Origin of the sequence: Peribacillus sp. NPDC097197 (genome assembly GCF_050278025.1) — a bacterium.
In the GTDB taxonomy this organism is placed as follows: Bacteria; Bacillota; Bacilli; order Bacillales; family DSM-1321; genus Peribacillus.
On sequence record NZ_JBNNST010000002.1, the window covers coordinates 93,489 to 112,220 of the forward strand.

15 protein-coding genes are annotated in these 18,732 nt (G+C 37.4%); 5 read left to right on the forward strand and 10 right to left on the reverse strand.

The window, feature by feature from the left end; genetic code table 11:
• Positions 1–92: 92 nt before the first annotated feature.
• The 3 genes from ACQKL6_RS02885 to ACQKL6_RS02895 form a co-directional block, all read right to left on the reverse strand.
• The gene (locus ACQKL6_RS02885) at positions 93–2,987 is read right to left on the reverse strand and encodes an ATP-binding protein (protein ID WP_427591208.1); all 2,895 of its coding nucleotides are present in this window, start codon (positions 2,985–2,987) and stop codon (positions 93–95) included.
• A complete protein-coding gene (locus ACQKL6_RS02890; RefSeq protein ID WP_427591207.1) occupies positions 2,962–3,345 on the reverse strand; it encodes a response regulator transcription factor in 384 nt (127 codons plus the stop codon). Before ACQKL6_RS02890 ends, ACQKL6_RS02885 begins: the two co-directional genes overlap by 26 nt.
• Before the next feature lie 129 nt (positions 3,346–3,474).
• Positions 3,475–5,082 carry a GGDEF domain-containing response regulator gene (locus ACQKL6_RS02895; protein ID WP_427650547.1) on the reverse strand — a complete coding sequence of 536 codons (1,608 nt, stop codon included), beginning with the start codon at positions 5,080–5,082 and terminating at the stop codon, positions 3,475–3,477.
• 339 nt (positions 5,083–5,421) lie between these two features.
• Here ACQKL6_RS02895 and ACQKL6_RS02900 point away from each other — a divergent pair, with 339 nt between their 5' ends.
• On the forward strand, positions 5,422–6,615 hold the full coding sequence (locus tag ACQKL6_RS02900; RefSeq protein WP_427650549.1) for an alanyl-tRNA editing protein: 1,194 nt from the start codon (positions 5,422–5,424) through the stop codon (positions 6,613–6,615).
• 80 nt (positions 6,616–6,695) lie between these two features.
• On the opposite strand, the gene ACQKL6_RS02905 is transcribed toward ACQKL6_RS02900, so the two are convergent.
• Positions 6,696–7,109: a hypothetical protein gene (locus ACQKL6_RS02905; RefSeq protein WP_403122700.1), complete on the reverse strand. Its 414-nt coding sequence runs from the start codon at positions 7,107–7,109 to the stop codon at positions 6,696–6,698.
• Between the two features lie 78 nt (positions 7,110–7,187).
• Complete coding sequence (locus tag ACQKL6_RS02910; protein WP_402958677.1) at positions 7,188–7,379, reverse strand: hypothetical protein; 192 nt, start codon at positions 7,377–7,379, stop codon at positions 7,188–7,190.
• 141 nt (positions 7,380–7,520) lie between these two features.
• Between ACQKL6_RS02910 and ACQKL6_RS02915 the strand changes: the two genes are divergently transcribed.
• Positions 7,521–8,042, forward strand: coding sequence for an N-acetyltransferase family protein (locus tag ACQKL6_RS02915; RefSeq protein ID WP_427591202.1), 522 nt, complete (start codon positions 7,521–7,523; stop codon positions 8,040–8,042).
• A gap of 53 nt (positions 8,043–8,095) precedes the next feature.
• Here the strand turns inward: ACQKL6_RS02915 and ACQKL6_RS02920 are convergent, their stop codons facing one another.
• On the reverse strand, positions 8,096–10,339 hold the full coding sequence (locus ACQKL6_RS02920) for a HelD family protein (protein WP_427591200.1): 2,244 nt from the start codon (positions 10,337–10,339) through the stop codon (positions 8,096–8,098).
• Positions 10,340–10,858: 519 nt separating this feature from the next.
• On the opposite strand from ACQKL6_RS02920, the gene ACQKL6_RS02925 reads away from it, so the two are divergent.
• The gene (locus tag ACQKL6_RS02925; protein WP_402958671.1) at positions 10,859–12,478 is read left to right on the forward strand and encodes an ABC-F family ATP-binding cassette domain-containing protein; all 1,620 of its coding nucleotides are present in this window, start codon (positions 10,859–10,861) and stop codon (positions 12,476–12,478) included.
• 121 nt (positions 12,479–12,599) lie between these two features.
• Here ACQKL6_RS02925 and mnmH read toward each other — a convergent pair whose 3' ends face one another.
• A complete protein-coding gene (gene mnmH / locus ACQKL6_RS02930; RefSeq protein ID WP_402958669.1) occupies positions 12,600–13,637 on the reverse strand; it encodes a tRNA 2-selenouridine(34) synthase MnmH in 1,038 nt (345 codons plus the stop codon).
• 114 nt (positions 13,638–13,751) lie between these two features.
• Positions 13,752–14,801, reverse strand: coding sequence for a selenide, water dikinase SelD (selD, locus tag ACQKL6_RS02935; protein ID WP_402868777.1), 1,050 nt, complete (start codon positions 14,799–14,801; stop codon positions 13,752–13,754).
• Positions 14,802–14,968: 167 nt separating this feature from the next.
• Here selD and ACQKL6_RS02940 point away from each other — a divergent pair, with 167 nt between their 5' ends.
• Positions 14,969–16,027 (forward strand): permease, encoded by a 1,059-nt coding sequence (locus tag ACQKL6_RS02940; RefSeq protein WP_402958667.1) that lies wholly within the window; start codon positions 14,969–14,971, stop codon positions 16,025–16,027.
• 287 nt (positions 16,028–16,314) lie between these two features.
• On the opposite strand, the gene ACQKL6_RS02945 is transcribed toward ACQKL6_RS02940, so the two are convergent.
• Positions 16,315–16,896, reverse strand: coding sequence for a hypothetical protein (locus tag ACQKL6_RS02945; protein WP_402868781.1), 582 nt, complete (start codon positions 16,894–16,896; stop codon positions 16,315–16,317).
• Positions 16,897–17,089: 193 nt separating this feature from the next.
• Between ACQKL6_RS02945 and ACQKL6_RS02950 the strand changes: the two genes are divergently transcribed.
• On the forward strand, positions 17,090–17,350 hold the full coding sequence (locus ACQKL6_RS02950; protein ID WP_402868783.1) for a hypothetical protein: 261 nt from the start codon (positions 17,090–17,092) through the stop codon (positions 17,348–17,350).
• A gap of 437 nt (positions 17,351–17,787) precedes the next feature.
• Here ACQKL6_RS02950 and ACQKL6_RS02955 read toward each other — a convergent pair whose 3' ends face one another.
• Positions 17,788–18,651, reverse strand: a complete 864-nt coding sequence (locus tag ACQKL6_RS02955; protein WP_402988386.1) for a 3-hydroxyacyl-CoA dehydrogenase family protein — start codon at positions 18,649–18,651, stop codon at positions 17,788–17,790.
• Positions 18,652–18,732: the final 81 nt, after the last annotated feature.

Below are 18,732 nucleotides of genomic sequence, written 5' to 3' on the forward strand. Positions count from 1 at the left end.
CCTACAATTGTACCCAAATATTTATTTTTCCATCATATTTGAATCTATCATTTTTTTATCTTTCTGTACACCTATTCTAACATTTTTATTTTTCAAAGGCTTCTTTCGGCTTCCCAGGATGGACGTGGGACCATAATCTGGCCTTTTTTTCCATTGCTTAATAACGTATGCATGATCACCTTTGATAATTGACTTGGTTTGTATGGTTTAACCAAGTATTCCTTTGCCCCAAGCGAAAAACCTTTTTCTTTTTCATCAAGCGCAGTCGATACAAAAATGGGGATGTCCTTTAACTCCGGTCTTTCTTTCAACTCTTTCATGATTGACCACCCATCCATTTCCCCCTCTTCAAGGAGAATGTCAAGGACGATGGCATCCGGAGGCGATTGCTTCAATTTCTGAAGCGCCTTCTTTCCGCTTTTGAAATAACTGACTTGAAAACCGCTGTCAACCAGTTCGTATCTTAATAACTCCGCTAAATTGAAATCGTCTTCAATGACCATGATATCATAGCTCAATTTTTTTGAATGTCCATCATTCAGGGTACGTTCTTCCTTAAGGGTTATCTTAGGGAATGAAAGGGTGAATGTACTTCCACGACCGTACTCTGATTTTACGGATATATGCCCACCATGCGATTTGACGATTTCCTCCACGATGGATAACCCTAAACCCGTTCCTCCTATCCGCCTGCGGTCCGAATTGTCCACACGGTAAAATTTCTGGAACAAATGCTTAAGGGATTCCTGTGGGATTCCCAACCCCTCATCCACGATATCGATGGATAACGTTTCTTTCTTGCTGTACACCCGAATAAGAACTTTCCCTCCATCTGGAGAGTATTTAATTGCATTACTCAATAGATTCATTATAGCTTGTTCGATTTTTGCGCGGTCACCTATAATCACGAGATCATCAGTTTCCGCAAGAAGACGAATATCATGGAGTGATGTGCTAATTTCAAGGTTCCCTATGACCTTTTGCAACAACGGTAGAATCTCAACATATTTCTTCTCATATGTTTGTTTACCCGATTCCATTCGTTGCACATCCAGAAAGTCATTGATTAAAGCGGTGAGCCTCTTCGCCTCATTATAAATAGTCTGTAAATACTTTGTTTGTCTTTCCGGTTTTAACGGTTTATTTAACATTAATTCGGTAAAGCCTAGAACACTCGCAAGCGGGGTACGCAATTCATGACTGACGGTACTGACAAACTCGGACTTCATTTGGTCCACTTCATATTCTTTCGTAATATCACGAAAAACCAAAATGGTGCCATAAGCTTCTTCACCATACTTTATAGTTTCAAAGTACACCTTGAGAACCTGGTTGTTTTCTTTCTTGTGAAAAGTGAACGTGCGCTCTTCAGAGTCCGCTTCTTCATCCGCTCTTTTTAATGCTTTTTCCAAGGTATCCAAGAAATCTTCTTGGGCAATCCGGCTATCCATTTCACTACTCCATCTTTCCCATGGAGATCCGATGACATGTACTGGTTCCGACCCCGGTTTGAATAGGTCACAAAATTGTTGATTCACTTGAACAATCTTTCTATCTTGGTCTATTAATTGAATGCCTTCCTGTATCGTGCTCAGGATATCCTGATTTAACCGGCGATTATCTTCCGTTTGCTCGTACAGCTTGATTTTATCAAGTGAAGTTGAAATCTGCTTAGCCAATGTTTCACATTCACTCATTTCTTCTTCTGTATAAGCGGATCCATAACGGCTGAAAACCATGATTGCGTCGACCTCTTGCAAAGCGGATAGAACGGGAAGAAATAAATCATAACTGTAATTCGTATTTTCATGGTATCCCTTTTCACTGACATGTTGCTCTCTTTTAACAGTGAATGGCTTTTTTCCTTCTATTAAGCGTTCATTTAACCCAGTATTGATATTCTTTCGGTATTGCTGTACTCCATATTCCGATATGCCGAAAGAAGAATATGCATCTTCATTAATTAGAGTGATCATACCACGGTCAGCTCCAATCAAACTGCTCATATTACAGACAATACTTTTAAGAACGTCATTTTTATCCAAAGAAGTGGAAATACCATTTATTAGTTCATTTCTTCTAGTCAGTTGTTTCTCATTCTTCGTTATAAGCCCCAACGTTTCTTGTAATTCATTCTGCTGGGCCTGAAGTTCATCTTGCTGAGCAAGCAATTCTTCATTATGAGCCATCAATTCCTGCTCTTTATCCTGAATGCTTGCAATCATCTTTCTAAAGGCAATGGCCAAAACCCCTAATTCATCTCCCCGGCCTTCATCTACTGAAATGATGGCGTCCCTACCAGCTGCAATCTCATTAGCTGCAAATGAAAAATCAGCCAAAGGCTTTCCGATATTCCTAATAATGCTTCTCACGACTTTCTGAAAGACCAATAAGAAAACAAGTACGAATCCGATAAAGGTCCCTTGTAAAATGGACTGTTCTTTTGCCAATGCATTCACATTCTCATCAAGCTTTTCTGAAAGCGCAGACGAATACGACCTTACACTGTCGCGAAAATCCGCAACTTGGGCAGTGATCTCATTTTCTATTTGCTTACCCTTATCCCTACTCCCGTCCATTTCCATATTCGAAAAAACAGGCTTAATGGCATTAAAATAATAATCAGTAAAATTCACGAGATCGGTGTGGACTTTTTCATCGGCTTTTGAACTTGATAGGTCCTTGAAAGTGGAAATATCATGTCGTATCTTATCTTCCCTGCTCCAAACTTTGTCTTTATATGTCTCATTTCCAAATGCAATATAACCTCTAGCATCCAAAAAGACATTATTATATTGCTCGTAAATTTCATCCAACAACAATTCTTTCTCAACAATTCCATTTCTTTTCTGGATATATTCTGCATTCACAGTCTGCAACACATAAAATAAAATCCCTGTACCAACTATGAATAAAATGATACAAGCAGTCATTAGACTCACTACTTGACGAGAAAGACTCTTATTTGAATAACGTTTCAGCTTCATCTAAAATGGCCTCTATTTTCTCTAAAAGCTTCATTGGACTAAAAGGCTTGGCCATGAAATAGTCCGCTCCCGCTTCTAAAATTCTCTCTTGTTCAAATTGCTGGCTTTTCGCTGATAGCATCAGGATTTTCCCTTTATTTTCAATTTCAGTTGATTCGATTTTTTCAATGATTTCTAAACCGGTATAGCCTGGCATCATATAATCCAAGATGATGAGATCATAGCTATTCTTTTCAAGTAATTGAACCGCTTCAATACCATCAGAAGCTTCATCGACTTCGTAATCTTCATCCTCTAATGTATCCACAACAAGCATACGCAAAATTTCTTCGTCTTCAGCTAATAAAATCCGTTTCACTTTTTCATTCTCCTTACGATCAGTACTGCAATAGAAGGATCAATTCGTTTCAAATGCATGTGACTCTTTGAAACCGCAACCCTACTTTCTCTTTTATTTTCCTATCGAATAGAAAAAATGGTCTACTGCTTACATTATTTTTTTTATCAGACGTTCCATTCTTGCCTGAAGATCAGTAATATTAAAAGGTTTTGTGACATAATCATCCGCTCCCAATTTTAATGCTGTAGCAATGTCCCCCGAACTTTTTCTACCGGTTAACATCAAAACGGTAAAAGAATCGGCATTGCTACCCTTTTTCACTTTCTTCAGTACGTCAATGCCATCCATAGTTGGCATTACTCCATCAAGTATCAAAAAATGGGAGATGTTTTCGTTTGCCCGGTTTGAATTCAAAAAAGAATCCCCATCTTCATATACGGCTATATGTAAATCATAAAGAGGAAAATCCATCGACTGCAATATTTTCGTTAAGATCGTTCTAATAATGATATCGTCATCTATCACTGATACATTAAGGTATTTCTTTTTAATGCTAGTTTTTTGAATGCTCTCCACCCGCGCTCGCCCTAAACGCTTTGCTTCATACAAGGAACTATCCGCTTCCTCAAAAGCCTCTTTAGGAGTAATGCTCTCATCATGTACCGTATAAACACCAGCAGAAAAAGAGACAGAAAAATGTCGTTGTTCATAAGTGAAACTTTTGGTAGAGAAAATCTTTATTAATTCTGTTAGTTTATTCCTGGCTTCCTCATTTGCTGTCTGAGGAAATATAATGACAAATTCTTCACCGCCATACCGGCAAATCAAATCGGAACTACGGATATTGTTTTTAATAAATTGGGCAAACTCCAACAAAACGACGTCACCCATCGCATGTCCATATGTATCATTTACTCTTTTAAAGTGATCCAGATCTATGATACTAATCGAAAACAGATTTCCGTTTCGTTTGAAATCCTGAAAATAACGCGGTAGCATATCTTCAAAGAACCTACGATTATATACTTGAGTAAGTTCATCAATTAGGACGGATTGATCGAAAATTTTCTTGCGCTGAATATGTCTTTCTATTTTCACAACAAATTCTTCAATATCTATAGGCTTACTAATGAAATCATCCGCCCCCATTTTATATGCTTTAATTCGTGATTGTTTGTCATTTTGAATGCTAATCATGATTTTAGGGATGAAATATTTTTCATTATGAAAGTGGATATCCTGCAGAACTTGATAACCATCTTTCGTAGGTAATTGAATATCTAGAATTAAGCAATCTGGCTGCATCTCAAAATATTGTTTTGTAGCTTTAACCGGATCAGAACTCGTTATGACCATCCACCCTTTTTCTTCAAGGATGTCCTTTAATAAAATCAGCATCGATATATCGTCATCAATGATTTGAATGAGTGGGGCCTGTGTATCATGGGCTGGCTTCTCTTTTATCTCCACTTCTGCAAAATGCTCATATTCATAGGTATGTTCAATTAAAGCAAATAGTAGATTTTCAAGGTCATCTTGTTTCCATACTCCATCACTGTCTTCATCGAGCTTTCCTAACAGATTTTCGGATATTAACATGAGACCACCTAACTCTATGGTGCCTGCAGTCCCTTTAATAGAATGAAGAAAACGGTGTACCTCATTTGTAGTAACCATCTTCGTTTTATCTAATTCCAACCAATCAGAAAGCTGTTTTTTAATATTTCGATAGAGAGTATTTTTGTATTTTTCCATATTGACTATGTGCAATTCTAATCACTTGACCCTTTCTAACCTACGTAAATAAACATATTGCATAGAAAAAAAGATAGTCGACTTTCACACAAAGCCTGTAAATAGTCGAGCCCCAATTCCATATTTTTATTTTAATTAGGTCTAAAGTATATTCTTTCAGGAATATTTTACATCAAAAGGTTTTTTCTATAAATAGCATAATGACGGTCTCATGAATTTTTTTGAATCTTTGTCATAAAGACTACATATTTTACTGTAACATCCGATAAAGGTTCCTTATTCCATTAATATGGTTGGGGGTGATATAATTTACTGAATAAAGATGGGATAGGGGTTATTATGACAAAGAAACTATATTATGAATCATCCAAGGTATCTGAATGGGACACGAAGGTCCTCGACATTTTTGAAGAAGAAGGCTTTTATTATATACTGCTCGATGCAACAGCTTTTTACCCTGAGGGTGGAGGTCAACCTGGGGATATTGGTAGCATAGATGGTATACCAGTTCTTGAAATTTCAAAAAATGAAAATGAAGATATCCTTCATAAGGTTGGAAACAGCCCCGCTTCCCTTTTCGTACATTGCAAGCTTGATTGGGAACGCCGTTTCGACCATATGCAGCAGCATAGCGGACAGCATTTACTTTCAGCCGTCTGTAGAGACCTTTTCAACGCGAATACCGTCAGTTTCCATCTTGGCCAAGACATTGTCTCCATTGATATTGATACACCTTCCTGGACTGATGTCCAAACAGTTGAAACGGAACGGATCGCCAATCAGTATATCTATGAGAATCGTAAGTTACATACATACTTTGTGTCTGAAGATCAATTGAAGACCATACCCGTAGTCAAAATGCCTACGGTGACAGAAAACATTCGAATTGTAGAAATCGAGGGGATTGAATTTAATCCTTGTGGTGGAACGCACGTGGAACAAACCGGAGAAATAGGAATTATTAAAATCCTCAAAACGGAAAAACAGAAAGAAAGTACACGTCTCTATTTTAAATGTGGCTTAAGGGCGTTAAACGACTATACCGACAGCTTGACCTTACTTTCTACGTTATCATACAAATTTAATACAGGTCGTATAGATATCCTTAATAGGGTGGAAAGATTGGAAAACGAGCACGACAAGCTATCAATGGCTTATGAAAAGCTTAAACTGAAAAACATGGAGTTTCTCGCTTCATCGTTGTTGGCAAATATAGAAGATGGGTCGTTGATCGCTCATGTTTTTGAAGACCATACATTGAAGGATCTACAACTGCTCTCTTCAGCTATACATCGGAAAGAAAGCTCACTTGTCCTATTTATAACGTTACAGGAACAAAAGGCTCTGCTTCCACACGATGGCACCATCTCCATTCATTGTGGACAATTCTTTAGGGAATGGCTTTCTTCACACAATGGTAAAGGTGGGGGCAATGAAAAATCGGCTCAAGCGGGGTTTTCTTCGCGGGAAGATATGATGGCATTTTATACATTTGCCGTTAATAAGCTAGGTAACACTCATGGAAATACCTGATAACAAATTATTTAAATGGAGAATTTGAGTTAATGAAAGGGAGAGGAATAAATGAGGTTCCTCTCCCTTTCATGTTTTCTTCATTTATCAATTTTCAAATGTTCCAGACCATTCTCTTCTATATAGAGATGGTATTTCTCTTCAAGTTCAAGTACTCGTAAAAACGCTTCCTCTTGGCTGAAATTTTTGAGCTTCGATTCCTTCACAAACTCGTTTCTTGCCATGTGATAGGCAAGCTTATCCAGGAAAACGCCATCTTCATACTCATTAATTACTTCTTGGATTTTTTCTTCAAGCTCACGACTCACATCGTAAATCCCATACTCTTCTATATATTCAATTCCTTTCACGCCAAAATCCTTCGCATAGGAATTCAAATACTGCTCTAGCTCACTGAATTCTTCATTTTTTTCCATATCAGATGCTATCCAATATCCATACTGCACCAATTTAATTAATGTATTATATTGGTTGTTCGTAAAATTAATTTTCATCACTGACTCCTTTAAAGTATTTCTATCTCCAAAAAAAGAATAAACCGTATCGGATCAAATGTCCAATACGGTTAAAAATCAATCAGCTATTTCTGTCACCGAGAAGTATGCAGCCTTTTCAGTGTCTACCACATAATGTGTATCGCCTTTAACTAAATTATAAAAGCGGTGCTTCTGAATATTTGAAATGATTTGTGTACTGTCATCCCCATCGACCTCATGCTCAATCTCTTTACCACCTGGAAAATAAAAACCAACTTTCAATTTCATCTTTCTCAACCTTCCCTTCATCTCGTTGAATGACTCTTTTATTTCTTTTCCTTTATAAGAAACTTTTAAACATAAATCTGAAGTTTAATCTCATCTGTCATGATATTCTATGGGAAACTACTAAATGGAAGGTGATTTCACATGCAAATCAGAAAGGCTACAGAAAACGATATAACTGGGATAGCCCACGTTCATATAAAAAGTTGGCAATCCACTTACAAAGGAATTCTCCCAGACTCATATCTGAACTCTTTAAATTTAGAAACCAGGAAAAAAAATTGGTCAAGAAATCTAAAGATGCTTCATAGTGCAACATATATAGCTGAAAATGGTGATGGAAAGATCGTCGGCTTTGCAGCAGGTGGTCCAGAACAAACGAATCATCTTCATATCCAAGGTGAGGTATACGCCATTTATCTGTTAAAAGAGTACCAACGGCAAGAGATCGGAAGAAAACTAATGAAAGCAGTGGTAGATGAACTTGTACAAAAGCAACATGCTAATTTAATTATATGGGCGTTAAAGGACAATCCATCAAGGGGTTTTTACGAAGCACTCGGCGGCCGCATAATCAGCGAAAAAACGGTTAAAATGGCCGGAATCGAGTTAGCCGAAGTTGGTTATGGCTGGGATAATATCCTAGATATCCTAGTGAAATTATAATAGGCAGGACAAAATAGGAGGCACAGACGTCTATCGGCCTCCTATCTTATCCATCAAGCTAATAGAAAATCTTCTTTTTCACTTCCAAAAAAGTAAAGGCGATGTAAAGGTCTTGTCATGGTGACATAAAGCAATTTCAAATCAAGTTCATTCTCCAGAAGAAATGTCTCTTCCAGAGATAAGGCCACGACAACATCGAATTCAAGACCTTTGGATTGATAGGATGGGATTATCATCGTTTTATGCTTCGGAATCATACCCTCTTCATTAATTAAATGAAAATCATTGGACAGCTTACTCAATTTTTCATTCGCGAGCACGCAATCTTTCATCGTTTTGGCGATGATGGCAAATGTATGATACCCTTCCTCCTTTAACTTTTCGATAAGATCAATCAATTGCCCCTCCCAATTGCTTTTGATGGATATGAATTCAGGTTCGTTTCCATGACGGACCACAGGCTCGACCTCAGGAAAATCATAAGGTAACATTTTTAGAATCCGATTGGCCTGCCCCATGATTTCAATGGTCGTCCGGTAGCTTTTTTGCAGTTCTGTATAAGTCGCTCTAGGAAAAATGGAACGATGAACATCTTCCCATGTTTGAAGTCCCCTATACGAATGAATGCCCTGGGCAAGGTCTCCAACAAGTGTGAACATATCCGTGTCAAAGGCTGTCTTCAATGCTTGCAATTGCATAAAACTATAATCCTGGGCTTCATCTATGACAACGTTTTTGGCTTTATGGTCTTTATTAACACCAAAAATTAATTCCTGTAAATATAACAAGGCACCTAAATCCTCGATTTCGTAGCTTTTTTCATGAAACAATCTTTGGTTATATTCACATAACGTACGTGCATCCTCGAAGCTTAGTTTACCGTTGCTGTAGAAGGCAAGACGTTCAGGATCCTGATATAACTCCTGATAATACTGTAGCAAGCCTTTGTTTGTGAATGGCTTAAAATAAGCTTTAACTGACGTACGAATCGCCTTTTTCATCCGTTCGGTCCGTTCTATCATTTTGTCATGGCACTTTGTGACAAATTCCTTCCGCTTTACAGGATCAATGTTCCTGGCGAAGGCTTTATCAATTTTCGTTTGATAAAAATCAGCAACTCGATCCAACATTTTTTTCTTTTTCAATTTCACTTCATTTTGTAAGATGTCCTTTAACTTATCAAGGCGTCCATAAAGTGGCAGGTACCAATAATCTTCTTCTAATAATCTAATAAACTTCTTGGCAGAATATAACCGGTAATTATCACAATAAAAATCTTCCACTGGGTGAAAGCTCCGGAAGATATCTTTTATATATCCGTCCAAAATCAATTTAAATAAAGGAGATCCTTTTAAACCCGATATCCAGATTACCACTTTCGTTTCGTCATTATTTTCCTCCAATATACGCATCAACTTATCATCATGTATTAGATTTAAAGGCCGCCCAATTGCCACCTGGACGTATTCAGCAAATGTGAACTGTTTGACTTTATCGACTCCCAGTTCCGGCAAAGCTTCGGATATGTAGTCGATGAATACTCGGCTTGGGGCAAGGATCATTAACTGACGTGGATCAAATAAATCTTTGTAATGGTAAATGAAATAAGAAATCCGGTGTAAGGCAATCGTCGTTTTACCACTACCAGCCGCCCCTTGTACGATAATGGGTTTATTTAAATCGGCACGAATGATTTTATTTTGTTCTTCCTGAATCGTCGTGATAATGTCTGTCAAGCGATTGCTTGAGCTTTTAGAAAGGGATTCCTGCAACAATTCATCCGTTGTAGTCAAGTCAATGTCCCTGACCTCTTCCAACTCGCCATCCTCAATCATCAGTTGCCGCTTTAACGTGATATCCCCGCTGAATGTTTCTCCTTCCGCTTGATATTTCACTTCTCCAATTCGGCCCTCATAATATAGATTGGCAATGGGCGAACGCCAATCGACGATAATCTGTTCTTGGCTTTCACGTTGATACAAGGATGTTTTACCAAAATAAAGAATTTCTCCCTGAGTATTGTCATGCCGGACAAAGTCTACTCTTGCAAAGTATGGTTTGTTCCTTGCTATTTTCAGACTATCCAATTCAGACTGAGACATTTCAAAGAAATTGGCGGTAGTCAGTAACTGGGAGTATAAACCTGACTCCGACCAATCCGCATCACCAAAAGCCTCTTGCATATTCTTCTGGAATTGATCCTTATTGCTCTCTGAAGTTTTGATCACTACATCAATGTACCTTTTTGTAAAATCCAACCGCTCGCGTTCTTTTTCAAAATCGGGATGTCGTATCATTCTGATCCTTCCCCTCTACATGTGAGAACATGTGAAATTAAACCATGCCCTCGGAAATGGACATACATATTATCAAAGAAAAAAAGAATTGACAATTACATTCAACCTTTTTATTTATCTCAAACGGTTTTTTTAAGAATCTTTTTTAAAGCAGTAAGTCCAGTTTACGTTATATTTCGAATGAAAAACTATATATTCCAGAAAAGAATCTATTAGAATTAAATATTTGGAAATATCATTGTTATATTTATATCGGAGATATGATAGTTACGGCTATCTAGATGGGCTGACGGGAGCAAATATTTCTTTATTAAGCCAAAATAAAAGAACTAGTACCAAGTCATCCACATCACTCACATAAAGGATTAGAGTAGTTTTCTTATAAGAACGGTGTATAGAGCAAATTGCCAAATTATCACGCATATATCACTTTTCCCTTATGTTAACCTAAAATATTTTTATTGACCCCTCTTTCATGTTATAATTTTAAAGATATTGTCATTGGAGGAATGTAAATAAATGATTACAGTAAATAACGTTGGTTTGCGCTACGGCGATCGTAAACTGTTTGAAGATGTTAATATAAAATTCACGCCTGGTAACTGTTATGGATTGATTGGGGCAAATGGTGCCGGTAAATCCACATTCTTAAAAATTCTTTCCGGAGAAATTGAAGCACAATCCGGTGATGTGCATATGGGACCTGGCGAACGCCTGGCCGTTTTGAAACAAGATCATTTTGCTTTTGAAGAAGAAGAGGTCCTTAAAGTTGTCATCATGGGCCATGAAAGACTATACGAAGTCATGCAAGAAAAAGATGCAATCTATATGAAAGAAAACTTCACTGATGAAGACGGTATGAAAGCCGCCGAACTTGAAGGTGAATTCGCAGAACTTAACGGATGGGAAGCTGAACCTGAAGCATCCATCCTTTTAAAAGGTCTTGGCATCTCTGAAGACCTTCATACAAAGAAAATGGCTGAATTAACTGGTGGCGACAAAGTGAAAGTATTGCTTGCACAAGCCCTGTTTGGCAAGCCTGACGTCCTTTTACTTGATGAGCCTACCAACCACTTGGACATAAAAGCAATTAGATGGCTGGAAGAATTCTTGATTGGTTTCGAAAATACCGTTATCGTCGTTTCCCATGACCGTTACTTCCTTAATAAGGTATGTACACATATTGCGGATTTGGATTTCGGTAAGATCAAAATTTACATCGGTAACTATGACTTCTGGTATGAATCAAGCCAACTAGCTCTTAAATTGACACAAGATGCCAATAAGAAAAAAGAAGAAAAAATTAAAGAACTTCAAAATTTCATTGCGCGATTCAGTGCCAATGCTTCTAAATCAAGTCAAGCCACTTCACGTAAAAAATTATTGGATAAAATAAGTCTAGATGATATTCAACCATCATCCCGCCGTTATCCTTATGTAGGTTTTTCACCAGAGCGTGAAATTGGGAACGACCTCCTACGTGTAGATGGAATCACAAAGACCATTGATGGTGTGACCGTGTTGAATAACGTAAGCTTCATCATGAACAAAGAAGATAAAATTGCATTTGTCGGTAGAGATGAAATTGCTAAAACGACCATGTTCAAAATCCTTGCTGGAGAAATGGAACCAGATAGCGGTACTTACAAATGGGGTGTTACCACTTCACAAGCGTATTTCCCGAAAGACAACTCTGAATTCTTCGAAGGTGTCGATTTGACACTTGTTGATTGGTTGCGTCAGTACTCTCCTAATGATCAAAGTGAAAGCTTCCTGCGCGGTTTCCTAGGCAGAATGCTATTCTCCGGTGATGAAGTGACGAAAAAAGCCAGCGTACTATCAGGTGGAGAAAAAGTCCGCTGCATGCTTTCTAAAATGATGCTAAGTGGTTCAAATGTATTAATGCTTGATGAACCGACCAACCATCTTGATTTAGAATCTATCACAGCCTTGAATAACGGATTGATCAATTTCAAAGGAGCTATGATTTTCTCTTCTCATGATCACCAGTTCATTGAAACAGTTGCAAACCGTATAATCGAACTTACACCTAAAGGAACTATTGATAAACAAATTAGCTATGATGAGTACCTTGAAGATAGCAAATTACAAAAGCAAATCGCTGACATGTATAAATAATAGAATATCAAAAAAAGCACACCTTTTTTAGGGTGTGCTTTTTTGCATTATAAAACGAATTAGGATTCAGGTAACCGATTAATTATTGATTGGAAAAGGAAAACCCAAACAGCACTACTGCTTATCCATGCTTTACACGTAACCGTTCACGAATGATTTCAATTGCTTCATCCACATTTTTAGCCTGGATTGTGATTTTTCGATCATCGGGAAAATGGTCAGCGGTATGTTGATACATAGGGTCATAGTAGTATTCAAGTAATAGTGCGACTGCCGACGAATAGTTACCGGATCTCAAATCATTTTCTATTTGAGTAGCAATGGGTGTATGAATCCGTCTTTTAATCCTTAAAAAGGCTTCTAGACACTCCTGTTCATGTTCCCAAGGTTGATAGTCCTCTAAAATATGAAGAACTCTTTCTTCTATGGGTAAATCGATGAATACCTGTATTCCTTGTTCCTTTTTTGCTAAAACGGAATCTGGAATTATGACTTTACCAATCCTTTTACTTTCTCCTTCAATAAGAACAAACGGTGATTGCTGAACTTTTTGGACACTCTCGAAAAGTAATGAATCGAATTTTTTTTGATTATTCGGTTCCAGACCAATCTGGCCAAAAACAGACCCTCTATGATTTGCCATACCTTCAAAATCTAAAATAGGGTATCCATCTTCCCTAAGTCGATGCAGAATTGTCGTTTTTCCTGTTCCGGTAAATCCGTTCAATACATAGGCTTCGGGTTTCATGTCCAGCGTTTCTAAGTGATCTACCACCCAGTTACGATAGTTACGATACCCTCCATCCAATCGAAGGGCTTTAATTCCCATTAAGGATAGGACAGTGGCAGTGGTCCTGCTTCGCATACCCCCACGCCAACAAAAAACGGCTTTTTTGCCTTCTATCTTAGCAAAATCCTTTATAAACTGTGGTAATTTTACTGAAATAATTTCTAAACCTCGTTCTTTAGCAGCCTGGGCACTCACTTGTTTATACAGCGTTCCAACCTCGGCTCTTTCTGCATCATCAAAAAACGGTATATTTAAACTGCCAGGAATGGTGGCGTCTTTATATTCAGATGGGGAACGTACATCAATTACCGTGAGTTCTTTCTTATCCTTTAAATCGAGCAATTCATCAACTGAAATATCTTGGAACACAATGTTTCCACCTTTCTGGATCTGAAAGAAAAACTTGAATATCTTCAAACGTTGAGAAATGAGAATGGAAGAAATCAGCTTTCGTCGATTTCTTCCAAGCAAATTTTTCGTTCATTATATGACAACAATGTGCCCTGGATTCTCTTCGGTTACTTCACCAATTATTGCGGCTTCCACTCCCGCATCTTGTAAATCGGATAATAATGCATCTGCTTCTACACCTGCTACGGAAATCAAAAGTCCTCCAGATGTTACGGCATCACATAATATCCATTGATCTATCTGATCCATTGTTTCTGGGAAAGTGACATCACCTTGAAGATGGGCAAAGTTATTTTTTGTTCCCCCCGGCACGGCACCAGTTTCAGCTAGCTCTTTAACCCTCGGCAATATTGGCACTTGGGCATGATGGATACGAAGACCGGTATTACTTCCTTTTGACATTTCTGAAGCATGCCCTAATAGACCAAAACCAGTAACGTCCGTACACGCATGGACATCATAGGATTCCATCGTTTCTGAAGCTATTTTATTTAACGTGGACATTACTTTTGTAACGTGGGCGATTTCTTCCTCTGTTAGAAGGTCCCTTTTAATCGATGTCGTTAAAATGCCCACACCAATAGGTTTAGTCAAAATAAGTTTATCCCCTGGTTTTGCCCCTGCATTTGTACGGACCTTGTCAGGATGAACAAGTCCCGTCACGGCAAGACCGAATTTTGGTTCATTATCATCGATTGAATGTCCCCCGACAAGAGTGGCACCTGCTTCTTTTAACTTATCTCCTGCACCTCGTAAGATATCAGTTAAGACTTGTTTGTCCAATTTGGAAATTGGGAAGGCAACAATATTTAGCGCAGTTAGCGGTTTTCCCCCCATTGCGTAAATATCACTGATGGCATTGGCTGCCGCAACTTGTCCGAATGAATATGGATCATCAACGATGGGAGTGAAGAAATCAACGGTTTGTACAATCGCCAATTCATCATTTAAACGATAAACACCAGCATCGTCACTTGTATCTAAACCAACTAATAAATTCGGGTTAGGAAGAGTAGGTGGTAAACCACGTAAAACCTGAGCCAAGTCTGCTGGACCGATTTTACAGCCACAACCTCCTTTTGAGGATAATGAAGTAAGCTTAACACTATTTGAATTTGTCATAATTAAATCAACCTTTCTTTTCGTCTTAATTATTATAAAACACATAGTCAATAAAAGCATAATTCAGGCTTAAATTTGTGAAATTTACTATTTCACCAAAATAAATTAAAGATTAGTGGTATAATATATTGTCTTTTGAAATTTTTTTATTTTATTGGGAGGTAACCATGTCACAGCTAAGACCTACACTACTTGAACAACGCACGTCAAATACTAAAGCTTTGTGGTTTATCGTTTCATTTTTAGTAATCGCTATTGTAGGATTACTTTATATAAAATGGTGGCCCTATTATCAAAAAGGGATGCTAGCAGCCGATACTCATTCCATTGGAACATCTATTTTGGGAGACCAGTCCAGCGCCACCCTATCATGGAAATCTGCCTGGGATTATGCACAGGTTTATTTCTCGTCCGTATGGAAAGCGGCCATACTAGGAATCCTGCTCGGCTCTTTGGTACAAGTCTTATTACCAACACAATTGCTTCTTAAATGGCTTGGGAAAACATCGTTCGGCAGCACATTCATCGGGGGGTTAGCTTCGGTCCCTGGTATGATGTGTACTTGTTGTTCAGCCCCAGTGGCGGTTGGACTACGTAAAAAAAATGTCTCAGTTGGTGCAGCTTTAGCATTTTGGATTGGCAATCCAACCATCAATCCTGCGACGCTTGTCTTTATGACATTTGTTTTATCATGGAAATTCACGTTAATTCGTCTATTTTTCGGACTGATTTTAACTTTCGGAATCAGCTATTTAGCTAATCGCTTTGTTAAAGACAAAAAACCGGTTGATATAGACCAGATAATAACGGACACTGAAACTACTGGAAACTTCCTTTCTAGATGGTTAAAAAGCTTAGGAAGTATGGTTCTTTACATTGTTCCTGCATATGTTTTATCTGTATTGCTTATTGGGGCTGCGCGTGTTTGGCTATTCCCTCAAGTAGACTCATCTACAAACGGTATAATCGCGATTGTCATCTTTGCAATAGCCGGTATGCTTTTCGTTATACCTACTGCTGCTGAAATTCCAATTATACAAACGTTTATGTCTTTAGGACTTGGTGGAGGACCTGCTGCAGCCTTGCTTCTAACACTACCAGCAATCAGTCTGCCATCTTTAATACTTGTCGCTAAGTCATTCCCTAAAAGAGTCCTATTGTTTGTCGTGTCCTCTGTAGTGATTCTTGGAATAATAAGTGGATTGGTAGGAATGGTCCTCTTATAAGAGTAATTTAAATCGTTAATAAATATAGGTATCAATATAAGTAAAGAACGGAATGGATTAGCTTAGGGCTAGTTCATTCCGTTCTTTACTTTTTTTGCATCTCTTCTGTATGAACATTATCCCCATCTGACAACCCTCTAAACGTAAAAAGACTTGGACGATATAAGATCTGTCATAATCTAGAGGACTACCACTTAAGTTACCTTTTCGTTTGCCCCACTTCAAAAAAACCCACAGAGAGAATGAAACTCTCTGTGGGTTCTCTTAAAAACAGGCAGACTTCTCAATTACTTTTCTTTTATTTCCTGGAGTTCAAACCTTATGGTCTTTTTATTAGAAGAATCAACAGATTCCTTTAAAATCTGACCTACACCCTTTGCATAATAGGTAAGATTGTATTCATCTGAACCATTTTCAGTCGTTCTAACCTTTACGACGTTATTAAAGGTTCCTGCTGGAGTTGTAACCGTTTCATCAACAGATTCAATGTTGAAAGTAAAAGGCTTGACATCCCACTTTTTGCCCACCTCTACCGGGTAAGCCAGTAGTTTATCGTCACCGTAAAATAAGCCATACTTGTTTTCCTTCTCTAAATAAGTATCCGCTCCATACCATGTATCATACCCTTTAGATGTTCCAATAAAGCTTAGTTCAAATTTAATATCTTTCTTTTTCTTTGCATTGTATTCCTGGACTATATATACTTTTTCCGTATCTTTCAGATAACTTGAATCTTTAGAAATTACAGTCGTATCAGCAGCTTCTTCAGAATTATTATCCGAGTTAAAAACTACCTTAGACACAAAAAACATCAATATAACAATAATAATGAGTGAAAGTGCAATTATGAGTTTTACTGGTTTTTTCAACGGTATCTTCCTTTACTCTAACTTTTTATTTTTTAAATCTTTTCAATCTTACCATATAAATATGATAGTGATAAAGTAAATACCATTTCTGTTTATTATTCCAGTATATATCATGTCATTTAATCATTTATTCCATTATCTTTGAATAGCTAAAAGGATATAAAGGTATATTGTTTTAAAGGAGTGAATACAGGTGGAATTAAATTTAGTAAAGCAAATTTTTGAAGATACAGGCTTTCATTCATTATATGATAAATTCAGCTATCAACTTTATGTAACAGGATTATTCGACCTAGTAGATCAACAATCCATTATTGAAAAATTTCTGGATTCGTATGATTTCAATGAAAATCATACACTCCTTTTTGATGATTTCTCTTATTTCTTTAGAAGTTTTCATTACTCCCTTCAAAAGGCTGAGTATTGTTCTATTCTACAACCTGAATGGGATTAACAGTCCTACTTTAATGAAAAAAGTACCAAAGATGTACTGACGAGTTATGTATTCGACCATTAATTATCTAGTGTGAATACGGTATTGGACCAAACCCATGCTAGCTAACCTTTTTTAGATCCAGCCTTTTTCCTGAAATAATCACAGAGATATTCATTAAGTTCTTCATTCTCTATTCAGTGATCAAAATAATTATTCAAAAAGTGAAATAAGCCAAGGCATCTTTGGGAAAGTGCTTGGCCTATTTTGGTATCGAATTTTCAAGTGAAAATAATTGTATTCCCTATAGAACTTATTGAACTTTAGAGGTATATCCATTCGCCCTCTTTATAAACGTTACAATGACTCGCCAAGGATCATTGCTTTCTTGGGGTGATGCATTTCCTTTGGTTTAAGCGACTGCTGATGTCATGGGTTGTTAATGGATTAGATTGCCGTTAACTATAGGTATAAAAGCCTTTTCCTGTTTTCCTTCCATATTCTCCTTTGAAGTATTTTTCTGTGATGACCCTTTGCGGCTTTTTTGATTCGTCGCCAGTTTCTTCATATAGGATTTTCCTGATATAATAATTCACATCAATTCCGGTTAAATCAAGGAGAGCAAACGGACCTATCGGATGATTAAGCGCTTTCTTACAAGCAAGATCAATTTCCTCTACAGTCGCTACATCATTTTCTAATAAATAAATTGCTTCGTCTATTAGTGCACCCAAAATTCTATTAGCAACAAATCCCGAAATTTCCTTTTTTAATAAAATTGGGGTCTTGTTGATTTGTTTTACAAACTCAACCGCAGTGTCCGCTGTTTCGTTTGAAGTATGCAGCCCTTTTACAACCTCTACTAATTCCATTACTAGCACAGGATTAAAGAAATGAAGATTACATACCTTGTGTGGACGTTTTGTCGCATCCGCTAATTTCGAACTTACAATCGTGGAGCTATTCGTGGCAATAATCACATCTTCTGAAACCAATTCGTCTACTTCTGAAAATAATTGCCGTTTTACTTCGAGATCTTCAACAATTGCTTCAATCACAAATTCTGTATCTTTTAGCGCTTCTTCTAAAGACGTTACAAAATGCAGTCTTGAAAAGGCTTCTTTCACTTCTTGAGAAGATAGCTTGCCTTTGAGTATTCTTTTTTTCATATGACCATTCAATGATTCCTCTGCTTTTCTTAGGCTTTCTTCACTTATATCTCTTAAATAAACATCTATACCAGCAAGTGCTGAAACCATCGCAATTTGTGATCCCATAGCACCTGATCCAATAACAGTTAGGCGATTGATATTTTTTTTCAAAAACTCACTCCTTTTGTTCTTAAATTTTTATGATTAACAATGCGTGAAAAGTTGTACCATGTTTAAAAAAACCTTTGACAC